The 18850-nt window shown below is 70.9% G+C and carries 16 protein-coding genes and 2 pseudogenes; 8 read left to right on the top strand and 10 right to left on the bottom strand.

The genetic code is table 11. The features are described from left to right. The first annotated feature begins 126 nt into the window (after positions 1-126). Together OG514_RS28075 and OG514_RS28070 are read left to right on the top strand one after the other, a co-directional pair. Entirely contained in the window at positions 127-750 is a 624-nt protein-coding gene (locus OG514_RS28075) for a CBS domain-containing protein (protein WP_266899518.1), read from the top strand. 22 nt (positions 751-772) lie between these two features. Beyond that, positions 773-1762: a nitroreductase gene (locus OG514_RS28070; RefSeq protein ID WP_266899516.1), complete on the top strand. Its 990-nt coding sequence runs from the start codon at positions 773-775 to the stop codon at positions 1760-1762. 8 nt (positions 1763-1770) lie between these two features. Here the strand turns inward: OG514_RS28070 and OG514_RS28065 are convergent. The 3 genes and pseudogenes from OG514_RS28065 to OG514_RS28055 all read right to left on the bottom strand — a co-directional run bounded on the left by OG514_RS28065 (position 1771) and on the right by OG514_RS28055 (position 5817). Then, a pseudogene (locus OG514_RS28065) lies at positions 1771-4016 on the bottom strand (glycoside hydrolase family 65 protein). Next, a pseudogene (locus tag OG514_RS28060) lies at positions 4013-4255 on the bottom strand (HAD-IA family hydrolase); the annotation flags it as partial. The pseudogenes OG514_RS28065 and OG514_RS28060, both read right to left, overlap by 4 nt. A gap of 482 nt (positions 4256-4737) precedes the next feature. Beyond that, positions 4738-5817, bottom strand: a complete 1080-nt coding sequence (locus OG514_RS28055; protein ID WP_266899514.1) for a zinc-dependent alcohol dehydrogenase family protein — start codon at positions 5815-5817, stop codon at positions 4738-4740. A 175-nt stretch (positions 5818-5992) separates the two neighbouring features. Between OG514_RS28055 and OG514_RS28050 the strand changes: the two genes are divergently transcribed. The 6 genes from OG514_RS28050 (at position 5993) to OG514_RS28025 (ending at position 11563) form a co-directional block, all read left to right on the top strand. Next, positions 5993-7420: an MBL fold metallo-hydrolase RNA specificity domain-containing protein gene (locus OG514_RS28050; RefSeq protein ID WP_266899512.1), complete on the top strand. Its 1428-nt coding sequence runs from the start codon at positions 5993-5995 to the stop codon at positions 7418-7420. A gap of 73 nt (positions 7421-7493) precedes the next feature. Further along, the gene (locus tag OG514_RS28045) at positions 7494-8147 is read left to right on the top strand and encodes a CBS domain-containing protein (RefSeq protein ID WP_266899510.1); all 654 of its coding nucleotides are present in this window, start codon (positions 7494-7496) and stop codon (positions 8145-8147) included. Between the two features lie 53 nt (positions 8148-8200). After that, positions 8201-9535 carry a nicotinate phosphoribosyltransferase gene (locus tag OG514_RS28040; RefSeq protein ID WP_266899508.1) on the top strand — a complete coding sequence of 445 codons (1335 nt, stop codon included), beginning with the start codon at positions 8201-8203 and terminating at the stop codon, positions 9533-9535. 114 nt (positions 9536-9649) lie between these two features. Beyond that, positions 9650-10561, top strand: coding sequence for a potassium channel family protein (locus OG514_RS28035; protein WP_266899506.1), 912 nt, complete (start codon positions 9650-9652; stop codon positions 10559-10561). 47 nt (positions 10562-10608) lie between these two features. Then, on the top strand, positions 10609-11214 hold the full coding sequence (locus OG514_RS28030) for a CBS domain-containing protein (RefSeq protein WP_266899504.1): 606 nt from the start codon (positions 10609-10611) through the stop codon (positions 11212-11214). A gap of 97 nt (positions 11215-11311) precedes the next feature. Then, a complete protein-coding gene (locus OG514_RS28025; RefSeq protein WP_323181624.1) occupies positions 11312-11563 on the top strand; it encodes a DUF4389 domain-containing protein in 252 nt (83 codons plus the stop codon). Here the strand turns inward: OG514_RS28025 and OG514_RS28020 are convergent. From OG514_RS28020 to ppsA, 7 genes are all read right to left on the bottom strand, one after another. Continuing rightward, on the bottom strand, positions 11533-13596 hold the full coding sequence (locus tag OG514_RS28020; protein WP_323181623.1) for a cation-transporting P-type ATPase: 2064 nt from the start codon (positions 13594-13596) through the stop codon (positions 11533-11535). The two genes, OG514_RS28025 and OG514_RS28020, sit on opposite strands and share 31 nt — an antisense overlap. Further along, positions 13502-14245, bottom strand: coding sequence for an HAD-IC family P-type ATPase (locus OG514_RS28015; protein WP_266899500.1), 744 nt, complete (start codon positions 14243-14245; stop codon positions 13502-13504). The genes OG514_RS28020 and OG514_RS28015 overlap by 95 nt, the downstream gene beginning before the upstream one ends. Beyond that, the gene (locus OG514_RS28010; RefSeq protein WP_266899498.1) at positions 14238-14825 is read right to left on the bottom strand and encodes a hypothetical protein; all 588 of its coding nucleotides are present in this window, start codon (positions 14823-14825) and stop codon (positions 14238-14240) included. The genes OG514_RS28015 and OG514_RS28010 overlap by 8 nt, the downstream gene beginning before the upstream one ends. 48 nt (positions 14826-14873) lie before the next feature. Next, complete coding sequence (locus OG514_RS28005) at positions 14874-15377, bottom strand: flavodoxin domain-containing protein (RefSeq protein ID WP_266899496.1); 504 nt, start codon at positions 15375-15377, stop codon at positions 14874-14876. Further along, on the bottom strand, positions 15374-15832 hold the full coding sequence (locus tag OG514_RS28000) for an Hsp20/alpha crystallin family protein (RefSeq protein ID WP_266899494.1): 459 nt from the start codon (positions 15830-15832) through the stop codon (positions 15374-15376). Before OG514_RS28000 ends, OG514_RS28005 begins: the two co-directional genes overlap by 4 nt. Before the next feature lie 219 nt (positions 15833-16051). Further along, entirely contained in the window at positions 16052-16465 is a 414-nt protein-coding gene (locus tag OG514_RS27995; RefSeq protein ID WP_266899492.1) for a CBS domain-containing protein, read from the bottom strand. 243 nt (positions 16466-16708) lie between these two features. After that, a complete protein-coding gene (gene ppsA / locus OG514_RS27990) occupies positions 16709-18847 on the bottom strand; it encodes a phosphoenolpyruvate synthase (RefSeq protein ID WP_266899490.1) in 2139 nt (712 codons plus the stop codon). Positions 18848-18850: the final 3 nt, after the last annotated feature.

The following is an 18850-nucleotide window of genomic DNA, read 5'->3' as shown; positions in this document are numbered from 1 at the left end:
CTGGCAGCGACGAGCCCGTTCGGGCCCGAGGGTGGACCATTCGGCCCTCGCCGGCCCCGAGCGTGCGGTGGAGGGTGGTGTCACGGGACAGCACACCGGCCGGACCCTCGAACAGGAGGCGCGGTGATGAAGCACATGAAGGTCGGGGGCCTGATGACCGACGAGGTGGTCTCCACCGTCCCTGCGGCGTCGTTCAGGGAGGTGGCGAAGATGCTCGCCGAACACGACATCAGCGGGGTTCCCGTCGTGGACGAGGACGACCATGTCGTCGGAGTCGTCTCCGAGAGCGATCTCCTGGCCCGCCACGAACTGACCGCGCGGGAGCTCATGAACACCCCGGCCGTCACGATCCACGCCGAGGAGACGGTGGCGGACGCGGCACGGCTGATGGTGCGCCGCGGAGTCGAGCGCCTGCCCGTGGTCGACGAGGAGGAACGACTGGTCGGCATCGTGACCCGCCGCGATCTGCTCTGTGTCTACCTCCGCCCGGACTCGGAGATACGGCGCCGCATCCATGAGGACGTCCTCACGGATGCCATGGATCTTCCCGCGGACGTGGTGGACGTGCACGTCTTGGACGGCGTGGTGACGCTGGGGGGCCGCGTCCGACGGCGGAGTCAGGCCCTCATGCTCGTCGGACTCGCCGAGAGCGTCGACGGCGTCGTCGCCGTCGTGGACCGACTGTCCTTCCACGAGGACGACATGCGTCTCACGTCCTCCACCCGGACTCCGTACGACATCTCTTTGTGACTCAGCGCAGACAGGACGAACCGTGTCTACCACCGCTCTGACCCGATCACTCGTGACGTCGCTGATCGAAGACGCCGTCACGGCTCCCTCGATGCACAACGCACAGCCGTGGAAGTTCGTCTGCAGGACGGGTACCGGCGTCATCGAGCTGCACGGCGATCCGTTGCGCGGCATGCCGGTGGAGGACCCGGACCACCGTGCCCTCCACCTCGGCTGCGGCGCCGCCCTGTTCGGTCTGCGGGTCGCCGCCGCGTACAGAGGCCCGCATGCCGCGGTCCGGCTGCTGCCCCGCCCCGAGGACCGCTGGCACTTCGCCGACGTGGAACTCCATGGTGCGGACGACGTCGACCGCGGTCTCGTCGCGCTCCACGCCGCCCTGTCGCGGCGCCACACCAGCCGATTCCCCTTCACCGAGGAGCGAATCCCCTCCGAGGTCATCGACGGTCTGCGATCCGCGGCCCTCCTGGAGGGCTGCCGGCTGGTCGTGCCGGGCGACTGGCACACCGACGCCGTCCTCGAGATCGTCCACGACTCCGAAAGGTTCGAGGCCGCTGACGCGGCGGTTCGCGCGGAGATCGCTGCATGGACGCGCACGGGTGCGTCCGGCGAGGGCTCCGAGACCGAGGGCATCCCTTCGTACGCCTTCGGCCCTCGGCAGTACGACGTCACCTCTCCGGTCCGGGACTTCGACTCACCCCGGCACGTCCCGGACCGTGCTTCGGCACGCTTCGAGAAGCGGCCGCAGATCGCCCTCCTCGGCACGGTCGAGGACAATCCGCAGCAGTGGCTGATGGCAGGCCAGGCGCTGCACCGGGTCCTGCTCCGGGCCACCCTCGACGGTCTGTCGACCTCCCTCATGTCTCAGCCCCTGGAGTGGTCCGAACTCCGGTCCGTCGTGCGGGATCCGGCTTCCACGACGGGCTTCGTCCACATGATCATCCGCCTGGGCTACGGCCCCCAGGGGCGGGCCACGCCTCGCCGGCCCGTCGCCGAGATGCTCACCTTCGACTGAACCGCCCCTCACAGACGGAACCAACGCTCCTGGCCGGGTACGACGGTCACCCGCCGTCCGCCAGGGAGCACGACGGCGAGCGGGCCCTCGGGCGAGGCGGGAACCCGGATGGCCAACCGTCCGGGGAGGATCCGCAGGCGCACCCCTCGATGACGGCCACAGCACAGAGTGAAGGTGAACCGTGGGATCTCCGCGAGCGTCACCGGAGCCACTCGAAGCCCTTCCGGTCCTGTTTCCAGGCCGGTGATCCCGCGTTCGACGAGGTCGATCGTGCCGGCCATCGCGCCGAGATGAATACCCTCACCGGTCGTTCCGCCCTGGACGTCGGCCACATCGGCGAGCAGGGCCTCCTCGCAGTACCGCCACGCGTCGGCTCCCTTCTGCCGGGCCAGCACCCACCCGTGGACGAGACTGCTCAGCGTCGAGCCGTGGCTGGTGCGCCGCAGGTGGTACGAGACGGTCGCACGCCACGTCTCGTCGTCCAGCGCGTAGCCGAGCCGGCCGAACAGCCCGTACAGCTCCTCGGGCCGGAAGAGGTAGCCGAGCATGAGGGTGTCGGCCTGCTTCGACGCCTGGTAGCGGTTGACCGTGTCGCCCTCGTACTCGAGGATCCGGTCTAGTCTGCGGATGTCGCCGTAACGAGCCCGATAGAGATCCCAGTCGAGTTCCGCCAGCCAAGCAGGTCGAGGCCACGGGCGAGCACCCAGGCGGCGGTTGCGTTGGTGTAGGCGTTGTCGTCGATCCCGGGCGCCGTGGCATCGGGATAGGCGTCGTGGTACTCGTCCGGTCCCACGACGCCACGGATGCGGTAGCGGCCGAGCGCCGGGTCGAACGTGGCGGCCCCGGCCCAGAAGCGGGCCACCTCAAGGAGGATCTCCGCGCCGGCGGAATGGAGGAATCCTCGGTCGCCGGTGGCCTGGGCGTACTTCCAGACGTTGTACGCGACAGCTGACCCCACATGACGCCGGAGACGGGAGTGGTCGGCCAACCACAGTCCTGAGCGCGGGTTGAGGTGCAGGGCCTGTGTCTCCTCCCGGCCCGAACTCGCGCTCTGCCAGGGATACATGGCTCCTTGCTGACCGGCGAGGCGGGCGGCCTCGCGAGCGGTCGGCAGCCGACGGTGCCGGTACATGAGCAGCGCCCGGGCCGCCTCGGGGAAGTGGAGGTCGAGGTAGGGCAGGACGAAGAGCTCGTCCCAGAAGACGTGCCCCCGGTACGCCTCACCGTGCAGTCCGCGAGCGGGCACGCCCACGTCGAGGTCCGCCGTGTGCGGGGACAGCGTCTGCAGCAGATGGAACACGTGCAGCCTCAGGATGCGGCCCGCCTCCCCGGGCGCATGAAGCTCCCCCTGCTCCCATTCGCGCTGCCAAGCCGCCTTGTGTGTGGCGAGCAGCTGGGGGAAGGCCGGAGCACGAGCGCTCACAGCGGTGGCTGCCGTGAGCGGGTCGGCGGCGGGCCAGTCCATCGAGGTGTGCAGCGCCAGAGTCTTCAGAACCATCGCCGAGCGGCGGGGAACGACTGGCAGGCGGTACGTCTGCACGGTGTCGGCGGAGGTGGCCGCTTCCCGCGCGGACCGCGCGGGGCGGGTCACCGTACGCACGGCCATGGCGATCCGGATGCCTGGGTCGACGGTACGGCAAGAGATCCAGGCGACGCCGTCGGGCGCGAATCCGGTCCGGTGATCGGTGAGATGGCGCCCGTCCAGGTGCCGATAGCGCTCGATTCCGGCGTTGGTGACGGCGCCGTCGAGAACCGATTGCACCTCGACGGAACCGCTCCAGCCGTAGGCGCGGAACAGCGTGCACTGGGCCGCCAGTCCGGGTTCCCCCATGTGAACGAGGCGGATGTGGCTGACGCGCAGGCCGCGCCTGTGGGCGTCCTCGAAGAACAGACGTCGCGTAAGAACCCCCGCGCGTAGGTCGAGCTGCACGTCGTAGTGGCGCAGTTCGCCGGCGTCGGGGGTGAGCCAGTCGCCCGGCGGACCGTCGTCCGGCAGGCAGCGGTAGCGCAGCAGCGTCCAGTTCGGAAGGTTGACGAGATCCTCGTTCTCGACCTGCTGCCCTGCGACAGTCGAGGTGAGCCGGTCGTAACAGCCGGCCATATAAGTGCCCGGGTAGTGCGCACCCCCGGCAGTGCACTCGGGAGCAGAGCCCCGAGTGGCGAACCGGCCGTTACCCAGGGTGCAGAGCGCTTCGACCAGCGGCTCGCGTTCCGTGTCGTACCGGTCGTAGTGCCACGTCCAGCCGGTGGTCATCCGCGCTCACCCCATACGCTCCGGACCAGCGTTGTCAGGTCGGGAACCACCAGGTCGGCACCCTGCTCCCGCAGGAGGGCCGCTGCGCGCCCCAGCGGTGTGCGGTCAACACCGACGACAAGACCGAAGCCGCCGCTTCGCGCGGCCTCGACTCCGGCGAGGGCGTCCTCGGCGACCGCGGTCTCCTGGGGGCGGCTGCCCAGGAGGGCGGCCGCCCGCAGGAAGAGCGCGGGGTCCGGCTTGCCGGCGACCGGCGAGCCCGGCGGCGCGGATCAGTGTCCGGGCGTGCCGGGAGGCGGAGACGGCAGCGCACGGCACTTCCGCCGTGCGCAGGGCCGTGAGGGCGGGCCCTACGTCGGCGAAGGCCGTGACGCCTTCCGTACGAAGCAGATCGACGAACGCCTGTTCCTCGTGTGCTGCGACGCCCCACATCGTGCCGCAGCCGGGGGCGTCGTGGGGCTCTCCCGGTGGGAGGTGAAGGCCGCGGGCGGCGAGGAAGGCCACGGCGCCGTCGTACCGAGACCTTCCGTCGACGAGTCGGCGGTACTCGGCGTCCGCGTCGAAGGTGGCTGTGTCCCGCTGTCGGGCGCGAGTCGGTCGAGGCAGGCGTCGAAGGCGATCTTCCATGCCGCCGCGTGCACAACGGCGGAGTCGAGCAGAACACCGTCGGTGTCGAGGACAACGCTCTCCGGCGGCCGAGAGCCCGGGCCTCGGCCGTTCATCAGGCCACCGACGTGTCGGGGAGGCTCACGACCGTGTGCTGCGGGCCGCCCAGCGCGACTTTGATGGCGCCGGTCTGGGCCGCGCGGCCGAAAACGTCGTAGGCCTCCTCCATCTCCCCCAGCTCGAACCGGTGGGTGAGCAGTTCTGCCGACGGCAGCCGCCCCGCGGCCATCATGCGCAGCAACATGGGCGTGGACGAGGTGTCCACCAGCCCGGTGGTGATCGTGACGTCCTTGATCCACAGGTCTTCGAGGTGAAGGGTCGCCGGCTTGCCGTGGACTCCGATGTTGGCGACCCTGCCGCCTGGCCGGACCATGCGCGTGCACATCTCGAACGCCTCCGGGACACCGACGGCCTCCATGACGACGTCGGCGCCGAGGCCGTCGGTCAGATCCGCGACGAGCTGTTCGGGGCCTTCCCCTGCGTTCACTGTGGCGTCCGCGCCCAGGGCACGGGCGGCAGCCAGCCGGGACTCGGCGAGGTCGACGACGACGATACGGCCGGGACTGTACAGGCCCGCCGTGATGACGGTGGCGAGGCCGATGGGGCCTGCGCCGACCACGACCACCGTGTCGGCGGGACGCACGGCGCCGTTCAGGACACCCACCTCGTAGGAGGTGGGGAAGATGTCGGCGAGCAGGACGGCATCGGCGCTGTCGATCGAGTCCGGCAGCGGGTGGACGGACAGGTCAGCGAAGGGCACGCGGACGTATTCGGCCTGTGTGCCGTCGACGGTGTGGCCGAGAATCCAGCCGCCTCCGCCCCGGCACTGTCCGTAACGGCTCTCACGGCAGAAGCGACACCTTCCGCAGGCCGTGATGCAGGAGACCAGGACGCGGTCCCCCGGCCGAACCGTGCGGACGTCGCCCCCGGTCTCCACCACCGTGCCGACCGCCTCGTGTCCGAGGACCCGGCCGGGCGTCACCTCGGGGACGTCGCCCTTCAGGATGTGCAGGTCTGTACCGCAGATGGTGACGGCATCGACCCGCACGATCGCGTCGGCTGGCTCCTCGATGACCGGGTCGGGTACGTCCTGCCAGGCGATTCGTCCCGGGCCCTGGAAAACGAGTGCCTTCATGGCGCCCACCCACTTCCTGTCGTGCTTCGCCGCGGTCCTCGTCCATCAGGCTCCGTCCGGGACTCGGGCGGCGCATGGGCCGGTCGGGCCCTCGATGTGCCCGTACGGACTCTCGGGGCGTCCAGGTCCGGATGCGAGGGTGGAGGCCGGTACACGTTCCGAAGGAGGGACGGCCATGTCCGAGGCAGACCCGAATCCCGCTCCCACGCCCCTGCGGCCGTCCCTGCTCAGTTTCCTCGGTGGAGTGGGGACGGTCACCGGCAGCAAGTTCCTGGTCGAGAGCGACCACGCTCGGATCCTCCTCGACTGCGGTCTCTTCCAGGGTTTCGCGAAGCTGCGGCACCGCAACTGGGAGCGGTTCGCCCGCGACGCCGCGGATGTGGACGCCGTGGTCGTCACCCATGCCCACCTGGACCACTGCGGCTATCTGCCCCGCCTGGTACGGCAGGGATTCCGGGGACCGATCCTGACCAGCGCCCACACCGCCCGGCTCGCCGGGATCGTGCTGCGCGACAGCGCCCGGCTCCAGATGGAGGCGGCCCGGCACGCCAACGAACACGGCTGGTCCAAACACCGCCCGGCCAAGCCGCTCTACGACGACTCGGACGTCGAGAAGACCCTCGCGTTCTTCGACCCCGTGACCGTCGGCGAGGACGTGGAGATCACGGCAGGCACCCGGCTCACGCTCCACCACGGCGGACACATCCTCGGCTCTGCATGGGCCCACCTCACGCTGGAGGACGGCCACACCCTGGCCACCTCCGGGGACCTGGGCCGCCCAGGGCACCCGCTGCTGCTGCCGCCGGAGCCGTTCACGGGTGCAGACGTACTCCTCATGGAGTCCACCTACGGCGACCGCCACCACGACCAGGAGTCCGCCCGGTCGGAGTTCGCCGCCGTCATCGCACGCGCCCTCGCGCGGAACGGCACCGTCGTCATCCCAGCCTTCGCGATCGACCGGACCGAGGTCGTCCTGCACGAACTGGGCCGCCTGCGCGACACGGGCGTCCTGCCCCGCTCGGTCCCCGTGTACGTGGACAGCCCCATGGCCCTCGCCGCGCTGGACGTCTACCAGGACGCCGTACGCGAGCACTCCGCCGAGCTGCGACCCGAGATCCTCGCACGGGGCGAGGGCGCGCTGAGCCCGGAACCGTTCCTCGCGGCGCGCACCGTGCAGGAGTCCATCGACATCAACACGACGCACGGGCCCTCCGTGATCGTCTCCTCGGCCGGCATGGCCACCGGAGGCCGGGTCCTGCACCACCTCCACCGGCTCCTGCCCGACCCGCGCAACGCCGTGGTCGTGGTCGGCTTCGCCGCGGCCGGCACCCGGGCGCGGGACCTGGTGGACGGAGCCCGGACGCTCAAGATGTTCGGCGAGTACGTGCCCGTACGGGCCGAGATCGCCGACGTGCCCCACTTCTCGGCCCATGCCGACGCCGGCCAGATCATCGACTGGCTCCGCGGCGCTCCTCCCCCGCACACCACCTACCTCGTCCACGGCGAACCGGCCTCGTCCGAGGCGCTGCGCGATCGCATCGACCGCGAACTGGGCTGGACGGCCGTCGTGCCCCGCTCCGGGGAGGCCGTCCTGGTCCGCTGACCCGGTCCCACCGGTCCCCGGCTGTGCCCTGCGGCAGCACTGGTGCGCCGATCCCTCAGGTAAGGAAAGAGCGATGACACCTCAGCCGTTCACCGTCGCCGACGTGATGACCAAGAAGGTCGTCGCCGTCCAGCCAGGCGCGGAGTTCAAGGAGATCGTCGCCGCCATGGAGCGGTGGAAGGTGACGGCCGTACCGGTCGTCGAGGGCGAGGGCCGCGTGGTCGGGGTGGTTTCCGAGGCCGATCTGCTCCTCAAGGAGGAGTTCCACGACCACCGCCTCGGTCTAGTCGAACAGATGCGACGGCTGGACGCCACGGCCAAGGCCGGTTCTCGCCGGGCCGAGGACCTGATGACCTCGCCCGCGGTCTCCGTTGCTCCCGAGGCGTCCCTGCCCCGGGCCGCCCGCCTCATGGCCTCCCATCACGTCAAACGGCTGCCGGTCGTCGGCACGAACGGAACGATCCAGGGAATCGTGAGCCGGTCCGACCTCCTCAAGGTCTTCCTCCGCCCGGACGAGGATCTCGCCGCCGAAGTGCGCCGCGACGTGGTCGAGCACCTTTTCCCGCTCTCTCAGAGCCGGGTCGACGTGCGTGTCGACGCCGGCGTGGTGACGCTGTCGGGCGAGGTCCGCGACAGCGCGCTCATCCCGCTCGCAGCCCGCCTGACCCGCGCTGTCGAAGGCGTGGTGGACGTACAGTGCGAGCTCACCGCCCAGGGCCGGACGTAGCCATGTCCGGCCGTTCCGGTGCGGGTCACGAGGCCACCCGACATGCTCGAAGCATGTCCCAGGTGACCAGCACCGACCTGTACGAGGTCACGATGGTGCTCTCGTACCTGCGGGAGGACATGCGGGCCCCTGCCACCTTCAGCCTCTTCGTCCGCGACCTCCCCCCGGGCCGCGGATTCCTCGTCGCGGCGGGGCTTGAGCCGGCCCTCGACTACCTTTCCCGGTTCCGGGTGGGCCGCTCCGACGTCCTGGAATTCGCCGAGGCGCTGCGTCGGCCGATCGAGGACCTGGAACCGCTGCACGGCCTGTCGTTCGACGGCCAGGTCCGCGCCGTGCCCGAAGGGCGGCTCGTCCTCGCAGGTGAGCCGCTCCTGGAAGTCACCGCGCCCCTGCCGCAGGCACAGCTCGTGGAGACGTACCTGCTGTCCCTCGTCTGCCACCAGACGGCGGTCGCCTCCAAGGCGGCGCGGTGTGTGCTCGCCGCCGCCGGGCGGCCCCTGGTGGACTTCTCCCTGCGCCGGAACCACGGACCCGAGGCCGGCATGCAGGCGGCGCGGCTCTGCGCCCTGGTCGGGTTCGCGGGCACCAGCAACGTCGCCGCCGCGACCCGGTACGGCATTCCCGCCTCCGGCACCATGGCCCACTCCTACATCGAGGCCTTCGCCTCGGAGGAGGACGCCTTCCGCGCCTTCGCCCGAACCCATCCGGGACCTGTGACCTTCCTGGTCGACACGTACGACACCGACCGCGGGGTCGCGACGGCCGCGCGCGTCCTCGGCGACTTGGGACTCGGCCCGGGCTGCGGAATCCGCCTCGACAGCGGCGACCTCGGAGCGCTCGCCCGACGCGCCCGCACCGCACTCGACGCGGCGGGGCTGAGAGACGTGCAGATCATCGCGAGCGGCGGCCTCGACGAGTACGCCGTCGCCACGCTGGTACGGGACGGGGCACCCGTCGACGTCTTCGCCGTGGGGACGAAGGTCGGCACGGCCGCCGACGCCCCGTATCTGGACGCGGCGTACAAACTGGTCGAGTACGACGGCCGGCCCGTCATGAAGCTCTCGTCGGCGAAGGTGACGGCTCCGGCCCCGAAGCAGGTGTTCCGCGGACCCGGCCTCCGCGACGTCATCGGCCTGGCGAACGAGGAGCCGCCCGAGGGCACGGAGCCGCTGCTGCGGACCGTGATGAGCGGCGGGCTCCGCACGGAACGGCCCGACACTCTGGCCGCCGCCCGCGCCCGCTTCGAGGCCGACGTCGCCGCACTGCCGGAGGCCGCGGGCCGCATCGAGGGCCCTGTGCCACCGGTACCCGTCGTGTCGACCCGGCTGTCGGCTCTGAAGACCGTCGTACGACACCGGATCGAGGCGCGGACGCGAGCCGGGCGGTAGCACCGGGGGCACGCGGCGGAGGCTGCGCCCGATGGGGCGAGCGGGCGCCGCCAGGGGGCTGAGATCGAAGGCGGAGGGCGGGACTCCATCGCCGCTCGTGGGAAGGCTGCCTGGATGACCTGGCTTGCGACGCCCGCGGGCGCTGTCCTGGTGCTGTTCATCCTCCGGGACGTGTTCCACACCCTTTGGCACCCGACCCGCCACGGAGGTCTGAGCAGGCTCGTGATGGTGTCGCTGTGGTGGCTGTCCCCGCGCCTCGGCAAGCGCCGGCGGTCGGCGGGGCTCTCGGGCCCGCTCGGCATGGTGACGGTCGTCGCCACGTGGGCACTGACCGTGGCCGTGGGATGGGGGCTCATCTACTGGCCCCACATGCCGGAAGAGTTCTCCTACGCGGCAGGGCTCGTCCCCTCCGAACACGCGGGCCCGCTCGACGCCCTCTACATCTCCCTGGTCACCCTGGCTACGCTCGGCCTCGGCGACATCGCGCCGACTTCCGGATGGCTGCGCGTACTCGCCCCCATGGAGGCCCTCGTGGGCTTCGTCCTGCTGTCGGCGACCGTCGCCTGGATCCTCGGTATCTACCCGGCGCTGGCCCGCCGCAGAGCGCTGGCCCTGCGGCTGTCGCACGTGCGCCGCAGCCGCGCCACCGCCCAGGCGCTCGACTCCGACGGGGGCGCGGCGCTCCTCGACGGACTCGCCTCCGCCCTCTGCACCATCACGGTCGACTTCCTGCAGTACGCCGAGTCGTACTACTTCCACGACGGGGACGAGAACACGTCCCTGCCCCGGCAGCTCCGCTACGCCGTCGGCCTCGCGGACCGAGCCACCGGGGCGCATCACCCGGACGTCCGGCTCTCCGCGTCGGTACTGCGCAGGGCACTGGAAGACCTGGCCGTCGTGCTCGACGAGCGCTTCCTGCGCACAGGCGAGGGACCCGAGCGGGTCTTCGCGGCCTACGACGACGCCCACGGGCAACCCCAGGGACCGGACGGCCCTCCCCAGGACGGCGGAAGCGGGCGATCCTGAGAGATGGGAGGGGGCCACCGGTCGAACGCGCGAGAAGGTGACGAGCGATGAGGCACCGCAGCGTCGCGGATCTGATGACCCCCACGGCCGTCAGCGTCGTTCCGGGCACGACGTTCAAGGAGATCGCACGGCTCCTGAACGAGTTCGACATCACCGCGGTGTGCGTGGTGGACGAGGCGAACCGGCCACTGGGCGTGGTCTCGGAAGCGGACCTGATACGCCGCCGTGCCGCCGGGGCCGGGCTCGACTCCGCGGGCGCGCTCATGTCGAGCCCCGCCGTCGTCGCCCGACCCGAGTGGAGCGTGGTGCGGGCCGCCCGTGTGATGGACCGGGCCAGGGTCAAGCGCCTGCCCGTGGTCGACGACGGCGGGCGCCTCGTAGGCGTACTCAGCCGCAGCGACCTCGTCCAGCTCTTCCTGCGCCGCGACCGGGCGATCCAGGAGGAGATCGTCGAAGACGTGGTCACCCACACCCTGGGGCTGAGCCCGTCGGCCCTCTCGGTGGAGGTCGAGGACGGCAAGGTCACCCTCAGTGGCACGGTCCGCCGCCGCAGCCTCGTGCCGGTGCTCCTCAGGCTCTGCAACAGCGTCGACGGCGTCGTGGGGGTCGTCGACCGGCTCACCTACGAAGACGACGACCTGTCGAGGAAGTGACGATCGTGGACACCCCTGGCGCCCCGTATGGTCCCGTGGCGGTATCCGCCGAACTCGACAGCCGGCCTGGTGGCTGCTCGCCATCCCCCAGTACCTCGTGATCGCCTTCTTCACCAGCGGCGTGCACGCGGGATGGTGGAGCAGCGGCCTGATCACCCTGCTGGCGCTCATCGCGGGCTTCGCCGTGGCCTTCACCGACCGGTATCCGCGTGACCTGTTCGCCCTGACCGTCGGACTGAACCGCTGGGTCCTGCGCGTCGTCGCCTACGCGAGCCTCATGACGGACGCCTACCCGCCCTTCCGACTCGACCAGGGCGGTCACGAACCGGGGAAGGCCGACGTCCGCTGACGGCGCCGCCTGGCACGCCGCAGCTCGTCGGTGCCCCACACCAGCACCGGGAACGTCGCGACGAGCAGGACGACGTCCAGAGGAAGGGCGGCCGTGCCGAAGAGATGCTGGAGCGGGGGCGCGTAGACGAGGGCGGCCGTGAACGCGAGCTCGAAGGCGATGCCGGCGAGCAGCAGCGGGTTGGTGAACACTCCGATGTCGCGCAGCGCCGCGTGGTCGGTGCGGGCCGCGAACGCCGTGCCGACCTGGCAGGTGACGATGCCGGCGAAGGTGGCCGTGGTGGCCGTCACGTAGGCGTGGTGCATGGGGCTGCCGGTCCCCGTGGGGTCGCCCGGCTGCCAGCCCGCGCGCCACAGCACGTAGAAGTAGCCCGCCATGACGAGGATCGCAGACGTGAGCCCCAGGTATCCCCAGCTCCGTATGAGCATGTCTCGGGAGATCACGCCCTGGTGCCGCGGCCGCGGAGGCCGCTGCATGATGCCGGGCTCGGAGCGTTCCCTGCCGAGCGCGAGGGCCGGCAGGGTCTCGGTGCCGAGGTCGATGGCGAGGATCTGCAGCACGGTCAGGGGAAGCGGTATCGCGCCGGCGGAGAGCGCGAAGACGAGGAAGGGCACGATCTCCGGCGTCGCGTGGGCGAAGATGTAGACGATGAACTTGCGTACGTTGTCGTAGACCCGGCGCCCGGCTTCGACCGCGGTCACGATGGTGGCGAAGTCGTCGTCCGTGAGCACCATCGTGGCGGCCTCCCGGGCCACGTCAGTGCCCGAGAGCCCCATGGCCACCCCGATGTGCGCGCGGTGCAGTGCAGGGGCGTCGTTGACGCCGTCACCCGTCATGGCGACGATCCGGCCGTGCTCCCGCAGGGTGTCCGCCACCTTGAGCTTCGTCTCGGGCGAGGAGCGGGCGAAGACGATCTCGTCGTCGCCTTCCACGAGAAGGCGGTCCAGCTCGTCGTCGCCCAGCGCCTCCGACGCCGCGACCACGTGCAGACGAGGTACTCCGATGCCGACCTCCCGGGCGACGGCCGCGGCGGTGGCGCCGTTGTCGCCCGTGACGACGTGTACCCGGATCCCAGCCTCGTGGCAGCGGCGGACGGCCTCCGCCACCTCGGAGCGCGGCGGGTCGTACAACCCGAGGAGCCCGAGCAGGGCCAACCCCGACTCGACGTCCTGGCGGCGTGACGGCAGCTCCGCGCCACTCGGCACGTCGCGTACGGCGACGGCCAGGACCCGCATGCCGCCCCGGGCCAGGTCCTCGGCCGCGGCGCGGGCCGAGTCCGCCGCGGTTCCGGGCAGGAGGCGGTCCAGCACCGCCTCGGGCGCACCCTTGACCACGATCCGCATGGAGCCCTTCGCCTCCCCGTCCTGCACGACCGACATCAGGCGCAGCCGCGGATCGAAGCGGAACAGCGCCCGCCGTCCCGCGTCGCGCCGACGCAGATCCACCGGAGCCCCGTGGTCGGCGGCCCCTGCGACAAGGGCGGCCTCGGTGGGGTCGCCGTGCAGTTCGCCGTCGGCTTCTCGCGTGACGGTGGTGCACAGGGCGCCCGCCCTCGCCAACTCCTCTGCCCAGGGGCCCGGCTCCGACCCGTGGTCGACCGTCCACAGCGCCCTGAGACGCATGCTGTTGCGGGTGAGCGTGCCCGTCTTGTCCGTGCAGATGACGCTCGTGGAACCGAGGGTCTCCACGGCGCTGAGCCGTTTGACCAGGGCACCCCGGCGGGCAAGGGCACGGACGCCGACGGCTAGGGCCAGCGTGATGGTCGGAAGAAGTCCCTCGGGGACATTGGCGACGAGGAGCCCGATGGCGAACGTCAGGGAGTCGGTGACCGGAAGTCCGACCGCCACCCCGAGGACGAGAAACACCACGCCCATGCCGGTCGCGACGCCGGCGATGAGCCACGCGACCCGCTTGACCTGCCGTTCCAGAGGGCTCGCCTCACGCCGCGTCCGCTGGCTGAGCGCGGCGATCCGACCGAGTTCGGTGTGGTTTCCGGTGGCGAACACGATGGCACGCGCCTGCCCCCCCGGCACAGGTCGTCCCGCTGAAGACGAGGTTCGGCTCCTCCAGCAGCGGGGCACCGAGGATCCCGGCCGAGGCGATCCGTTCCACCGGCACGGACTCGCCCGTGAGCATCGACAGATCGACCTCGACCCCGCCCTCGGTGACGTGCGCGTCGGCGGGGACCTTGTCGCCCTCCTCCAGGAGGATCAGATCGCCCGGTACGAGGTCACGGGCCTCCACGACGCGCGGCTGCCCGTCGCGTACGGCGAGGGCGTGCTCGGGCAGATAGCGGGCGAGCGTCTCCACGGCCCGCTCCGCCTGACGTTCCTGGAGCAGGGCGAAAGCCGCGTTGACGGCGATGACCGCGAGGATCGCCCACCCGAGGACCGCCAGGTCCGCGACGAAGGCGAGGACGGCGGCAGCCCACAACAACAGGGCCAGGGGATGGACCAGCTGTCCGACCAGCTCGCGCACGAAGGAGGAGCGCACCCTTCGCCGTACCTCGTTCGGTCCGTGGACGGCGAGGCGCCGGGCGGCCTCGCGGGCCGAGAGACCGTCCGGGCCCGTGGCGAGTTCACGACGCAGCCGGGGCAGCGGTTCACTGGGGTCGAAGGGCAGCGCCTGGGTGGAGGAAGAGGTCCGATCCGGGCCGGCACGGCTGCCGGCACGGTCAGTCATCGTCGTCCCCCGCACCGCTGTCCCGGTGGAGTCGGCCGGACCATACGGGTTCCACCTGCTCCCACTCGCGTTCCCAGGCCGCGAGCCGGTGACCTTCGGTCCGCCGTCGTACGAGGAGGACCAAGGCGGCGCCCGTCACCCCTGTGACGCCTGCCGCCGCCACTCCGCCCGACATCGAGGTCAGGGCGCGGTCGGCAGCACTGCCGGGAGGCCGGGCGGGGGACCCTGCGTCGTCCACCCAGATCGTCACGGCGCGTCCCTCCGGCGTCCGGGTCGGGACGTGAATGTTCCCGGACCGGCGGACGTGCTCGGGCTGTTCCCACACCGCCGGTGCGACGGCCTGCGGCTTCGTGCCGTACCGGGTGGCGACGTTCGGGTCCTTCGCCGGCCCGGTGGTGGTCGCGGTCACCTGATGCCGGTGAGCGGCAAGTTCACGGTCGGCCCTGGCTCCCGCCGACCACAGACTCCCGGCCGCCACAGCACCGCAGATCACAGCGATCAACAGCACGAAGACCAGGGCGGCGCGCCGTGCGGGTCTCCTGGACGAGGTGGCCTCGCCCCCCGGCTCGTGGTGGAGCATGCCACACCTCCCGTTGGGGTGGCCTCGCCAACCTGTCGGCGGCCCGGTTCAGGGGGTGGCGCCGAGTTCCGTTCCGATGTGGTGGGCCCATGCCCGGATCCGTTCCGGATTGCGGAAGTCGCCGCCCTTGCCCCGTTTCACCATGGCCCGGGCGACCGGGTCCGACGTCTCGGCGGTCACGGCGCCACCGAAGGTCATGTGCTCGCGCGCACCGAGCTTCTTCATGCGCCGGGCGACTCCTCGTACGGGCGGGATGTCGTGCTGTTCCGCGGAACTGTCGACGGGACCGCTGCTGAACAGCCAGAGAGGTTGGTGGCTGAGCTGTTCGGCGTTGCGCCGGGCGCACCGTCGTGCCTTGCCGGTCCAGTGCCCGGCGTAGAGGGCTCCGCCGAGAACGACTCCGGCGTAGCCGCTGACGTCGGTGACGGTGTCGGCCGGCAGGACGACGGCGTCGAAGCCGTCGTCCCGGAGCGTCTTGCCGATCTCTTCGGCGATCCCGGCGGTCGCGCCGGCCTTGCTGCCGTATGCGACCAGGACGCGTTTGGCGTTCATGACTCCGCGCCATCGGCCGGCTTGTCGGTCCGCTTCACCGGAACGGTCCGAACGGACGTGGTCTCCTCGTCGGGCATCGGGACACGAATGGTGAGAATGCCGTCCGCGTACGACGCCTCGACGTCGTCGGCGCGGATCGTGGCCGGGAGGCGCACGGTCCTGCGGAACGATCCGTAGCGGAACTCTGAATGCTCCTTGTCCTCCGTGCTCTCGCTGTGCTCCGCACTCACCGTGATGAGGTTGTCGTCGACGGTGATGCCGATGTCGTCGTCCGGGTCCATCCCCGGCAGCTCGGCCCGCAGCACGTACACGCCGTCACCGCTGGTCACCTCCACGGGAATGGAGTGAGCAGCCGTCGCGGGGCGCCACCCGGGCAGCCCTGGGAACTCCCGGTTGAACCAGTCGTTGAAGTCGGGGAAGAGGCTGTGCCTGCGTTCCACCTTGCTTCCGGCCATTGCTCTGCTCCTCATGTACGGGGCCCAGGACGGTCGCCGTGGACCCGAGTAGGTGCGGACAGGCGGCGGATCGGGTTGCGGAGCCCGGTCCGACTCCGTAACCCACTCTTCCACCCACGAGGTCGCGTGGCGCAGTGTCCAAGGGGGCTGTCCGACGGGGCCGAACGGGCCGCACCAGGAGGGGACCGACCGGCCCATGGCGCCACAGCGCTGGTGCTGTCAGCGGCAGATCTCCTCGACGAAATGGCCCACCCGTTCCTCCGGCAGGTGCCGCGCCAGGTCCGCCTCACTGATCATGCCGACCAGGCGATGGTCGTCGATCACTGGCACGCGGCGGACACGGTGGTGCTGCATCGTGCGGAGCACCACTTCGCTGTCGGCGCCCGCGTCCACGGTGACCGGCTTGCCTTGGGCGAGGTCTCCGGCCGTCATCCGGTGGGGGTCCTTGCCTTTGGCGAGGCACTTCACCACGATGTCCCGGTCGGTGATGATGCCGTGCAGCCGGTCGTCCGGCCCGCAGATGGGCAGCGCGCCGACATCCAGTTCGCTCATGCGGCGTGCGGCGTGCATGAGGTTCTCGTTCTCCTGCACGCAGCTTGCACCGGCGTGCATGATTTCCCTTGCGGTCGTCATGGCCGCGTCCTCCTTTCTGGTCCCCTGCTCACGGTCCGGCCGATCAACCCTCGGTTCAGAGGAAGAACGTCGACACCTTGATCGTGTGAATCGGGCGCCAGGGACGTCCCATCGCTCCCTCCGTGGGCAGCTGGTGGTTCCTGGGCCGACCGGGCAGCGCGTCTCCCGTGGCCGCCCGTAGACCGCGCCGGGCCGGCAGCCCGGTGTCCGCAGCGACTCGATGTCGTGCCTTCCTTGGCATGGTCACTCCTCCCTTCGCCCGGTGCCGTTCTTGAGCGTCGTCTCCGCGTGGGCCACGTGCTGTTTGACCGCCGCGAAGCTGTCCGGCGCCACGGATATCGAGTCGAGGCCCGCGTCGACCAGGATCGCGGTGAAACCCGGATCGTCGCTGGGCCGCTGCCCGCACAGTCCGACAGGGCGGCCTGCCGCGTGGGCGCGGGCGGCAAGGGTCTGAATGCTGCGGACGACGGCGGCGTCCCGCTCGTCGAAGACATGGGCGAGGGCCTCGGAGTCGCGGTCGACGCCGAGGGTGAGCTGAGTGAGGTCGTTGCTGCCGATCGAGAATCCGTCGAAGCGTTCCGCGAACTCCCTGGCCAGGATGATGTTGGCCGGTATCTCCGCCATGACGTACACCTGCAGCCCGTTCTCGCCCCGTACCAGTCCCTCGTCCGCCATCACCGCGAGCACCTGATCGGCCTCGCCGAGGGTGCGGCAGAAGGGGATCATGACGACCACGTTCGTCAGCCCCATCCCCTCGCGCACGCGGCGCAGCGCGCGGCATTCGAGGGCGAAGCCCTCGCGGTAGCCGTCGCTGTAGTACCGGCTCGCACCGCGCCAGCCGATCATGGGGTTGGCCTCGTTCGGTTCGAAGGGTCGGCCGCCAAGGAGCTTGGCGTACTCGTTGGTCTTGAAGTCGCTGGTGCGCACGACGACGGGCGCCGGCCAGCGCGAGGCTGCTATCCGGGCGATGCCGTGGGCCACTCGGTCGACGAAGTAGTCACCTCGGTCGAGGTAGCCCTCGGTGAGCCGCTCGATGACATGCCGGTCGTGGGCGTCGAGCCGCTCCGGACGCAGCAGGGCCATGGGGTGGACCTTCACCTGGAGGGCGACGATGAACTCCAGGCGCGCCAGTCCCACTCCGTCCGCAGGGAGCCGCCACCAGCGGAACGCGGCTGATGGATCGGCCAGGTTCAGCATCACCCGGGTTCGGGTGGCGGGCAGTTCCGCGAGGTCGGTCTGGGTCTCCTCGTACGGGAGCAGCCCTTGGTAGACACGTCCGCTCCCTCCCTCGGCGCAGGAGACCGTGACGGAACCCCCGTCACGCAGGATCCGTGTCCCGTTTCCGGTTCCGACGACGGCCGGGACGCCGAGTTCGCGGCTGACGATGGCGGCGTGTGAGGTGCGCCCCCCGTGGTCGGTGACGATGGCCGAGGCCCTCTTCATCACGGGTTCCCAGTCAGGGTCGGTGACGCCGGTGACGAGGACGCCGCCCTGGGGGAAGCGGTCGAGGTCGACGGGTGCGTCGAGCGCCACGACACGGCCCTGGCCGATGGCCTCGCCGACGGCGATGCCTTCGACGAGCGGTTCGCCGGGACTGGCGGTGAGCCGGCGGCGGGTCAGGGTGGTGGTGCGCCGACGCGACTGCACCGTCTCGGGGCGGGCCTGGACGATCCAGAGCTCGCCGGTGAGGCCGTCCTTGGCCCATTCGATGTCCATGGGGCAGCCGTAGTGCTCCTCCACGGCCGCCGCCCAGCCGGCGAGCGTGCGGATCTCCGCGTCGTCGAGGACCCGCTGGTTCCGCTCACCGTCGGGCGTGTCGACCGTGCGGGTCAGCCCGGTGTCCGCGTACACGGCCTTCAGCCGCTTGGCTCCGATCCGCACGTCGATGACGGGGTCCAGCGCCGGGTCCTTCATGCTCGGCTTGAACACCGTGTACTCGTCCGGATCGACCTGGCCGCTGACGACGGTCTCCCCCCTCGCTTCGGGCAGGTCCTCCGCCGTCGCGCTGCTGCGCACCGCCATCTCGGGCGACTCCCGGCCGATCTCCTCGGCCAGCTGCTCGTACGCCGCGAGCACGGCATCCCGCAGAGGCACGGGCAACGGCTCCACCAGGAAGAGGGACCGGATGGCCGCGCCGACCTCATCGAGGGGGGCACCCTCATGCAGTCTGTCGATCTGCGCCTCCACGCGACGGCGGAGGTCTCGGGAACCGAGCAGTTCCTCGTACGCTTCGGCGGTGGTGGCGAATCCCGGTGGGACACGGATGCCCGCGCCCCCGAGCCGGGTGGTCATCTCGCCCAGCGAGGCGTTCTTGCCACCCGCTCGGCTGACATCGTGCCGCCCCAGTTCCGTGAACGGTACGACGTGTCGTATCGGTCCCATGGT

Source organism: Streptomyces sp. NBC_00572 (genome assembly GCF_026341815.1).
Lineage (GTDB): Bacteria > Actinomycetota > Actinomycetes > Streptomycetales > Streptomycetaceae > Streptomyces.
Note: the sequence above shows the minus strand (reverse complement) of the source record. Positions and strands in the feature narration are given on the sequence as shown.

Bases quoted from the DNA above. Each gene is read 5' to 3' on its own strand.
- OG514_RS28015 (WP_266899500.1), bottom strand. From the start codon at position 14,245: ATGACTGACCGTGCCGGCAGCCGTGCCGGCCCGGATCGGACCTCTTCC.
- OG514_RS28005 (WP_266899496.1), bottom strand. From the start codon at position 15,377: ATGAACGCCAAACGCGTCCTGGTCGCATACGGCAGCAAGGCCGGCGCG.
- OG514_RS28000 (WP_266899494.1), bottom strand. From the start codon at position 15,832: ATGGCCGGAAGCAAGGTGGAACGCAGGCACAGCCTCTTCCCCGACTTC.
- OG514_RS28010 (WP_266899498.1), bottom strand. From the start codon at position 14,825: ATGCTCCACCACGAGCCGGGGGGCGAGGCCACCTCGTCCAGGAGACCC.
- OG514_RS28050 (WP_266899512.1), top strand. From the start codon at position 5,993: ATGTCCGAGGCAGACCCGAATCCCGCTCCCACGCCCCTGCGGCCGTCC.
- OG514_RS27995 (WP_266899492.1), bottom strand. From the start codon at position 16,465: ATGACGACCGCAAGGGAAATCATGCACGCCGGTGCAAGCTGCGTGCAG.
- OG514_RS28045 (WP_266899510.1), top strand. From the start codon at position 7,494: ATGACACCTCAGCCGTTCACCGTCGCCGACGTGATGACCAAGAAGGTC.
- OG514_RS28035 (WP_266899506.1), top strand. From the start codon at position 9,650: ATGACCTGGCTTGCGACGCCCGCGGGCGCTGTCCTGGTGCTGTTCATC.
- OG514_RS28075 (WP_266899518.1), top strand. From the start codon at position 127: ATGAAGCACATGAAGGTCGGGGGCCTGATGACCGACGAGGTGGTCTCC.
- OG514_RS28030 (WP_266899504.1), top strand. From the start codon at position 10,609: ATGAGGCACCGCAGCGTCGCGGATCTGATGACCCCCACGGCCGTCAGC.
- ppsA (WP_266899490.1), bottom strand. From the start codon at position 18,847: ATGGGACCGATACGACACGTCGTACCGTTCACGGAACTGGGGCGGCAC.
- OG514_RS28055 (WP_266899514.1), bottom strand. From the start codon at position 5,817: ATGAAGGCACTCGTTTTCCAGGGCCCGGGACGAATCGCCTGGCAGGAC.
- OG514_RS28040 (WP_266899508.1), top strand. From the start codon at position 8,201: ATGTCCCAGGTGACCAGCACCGACCTGTACGAGGTCACGATGGTGCTC.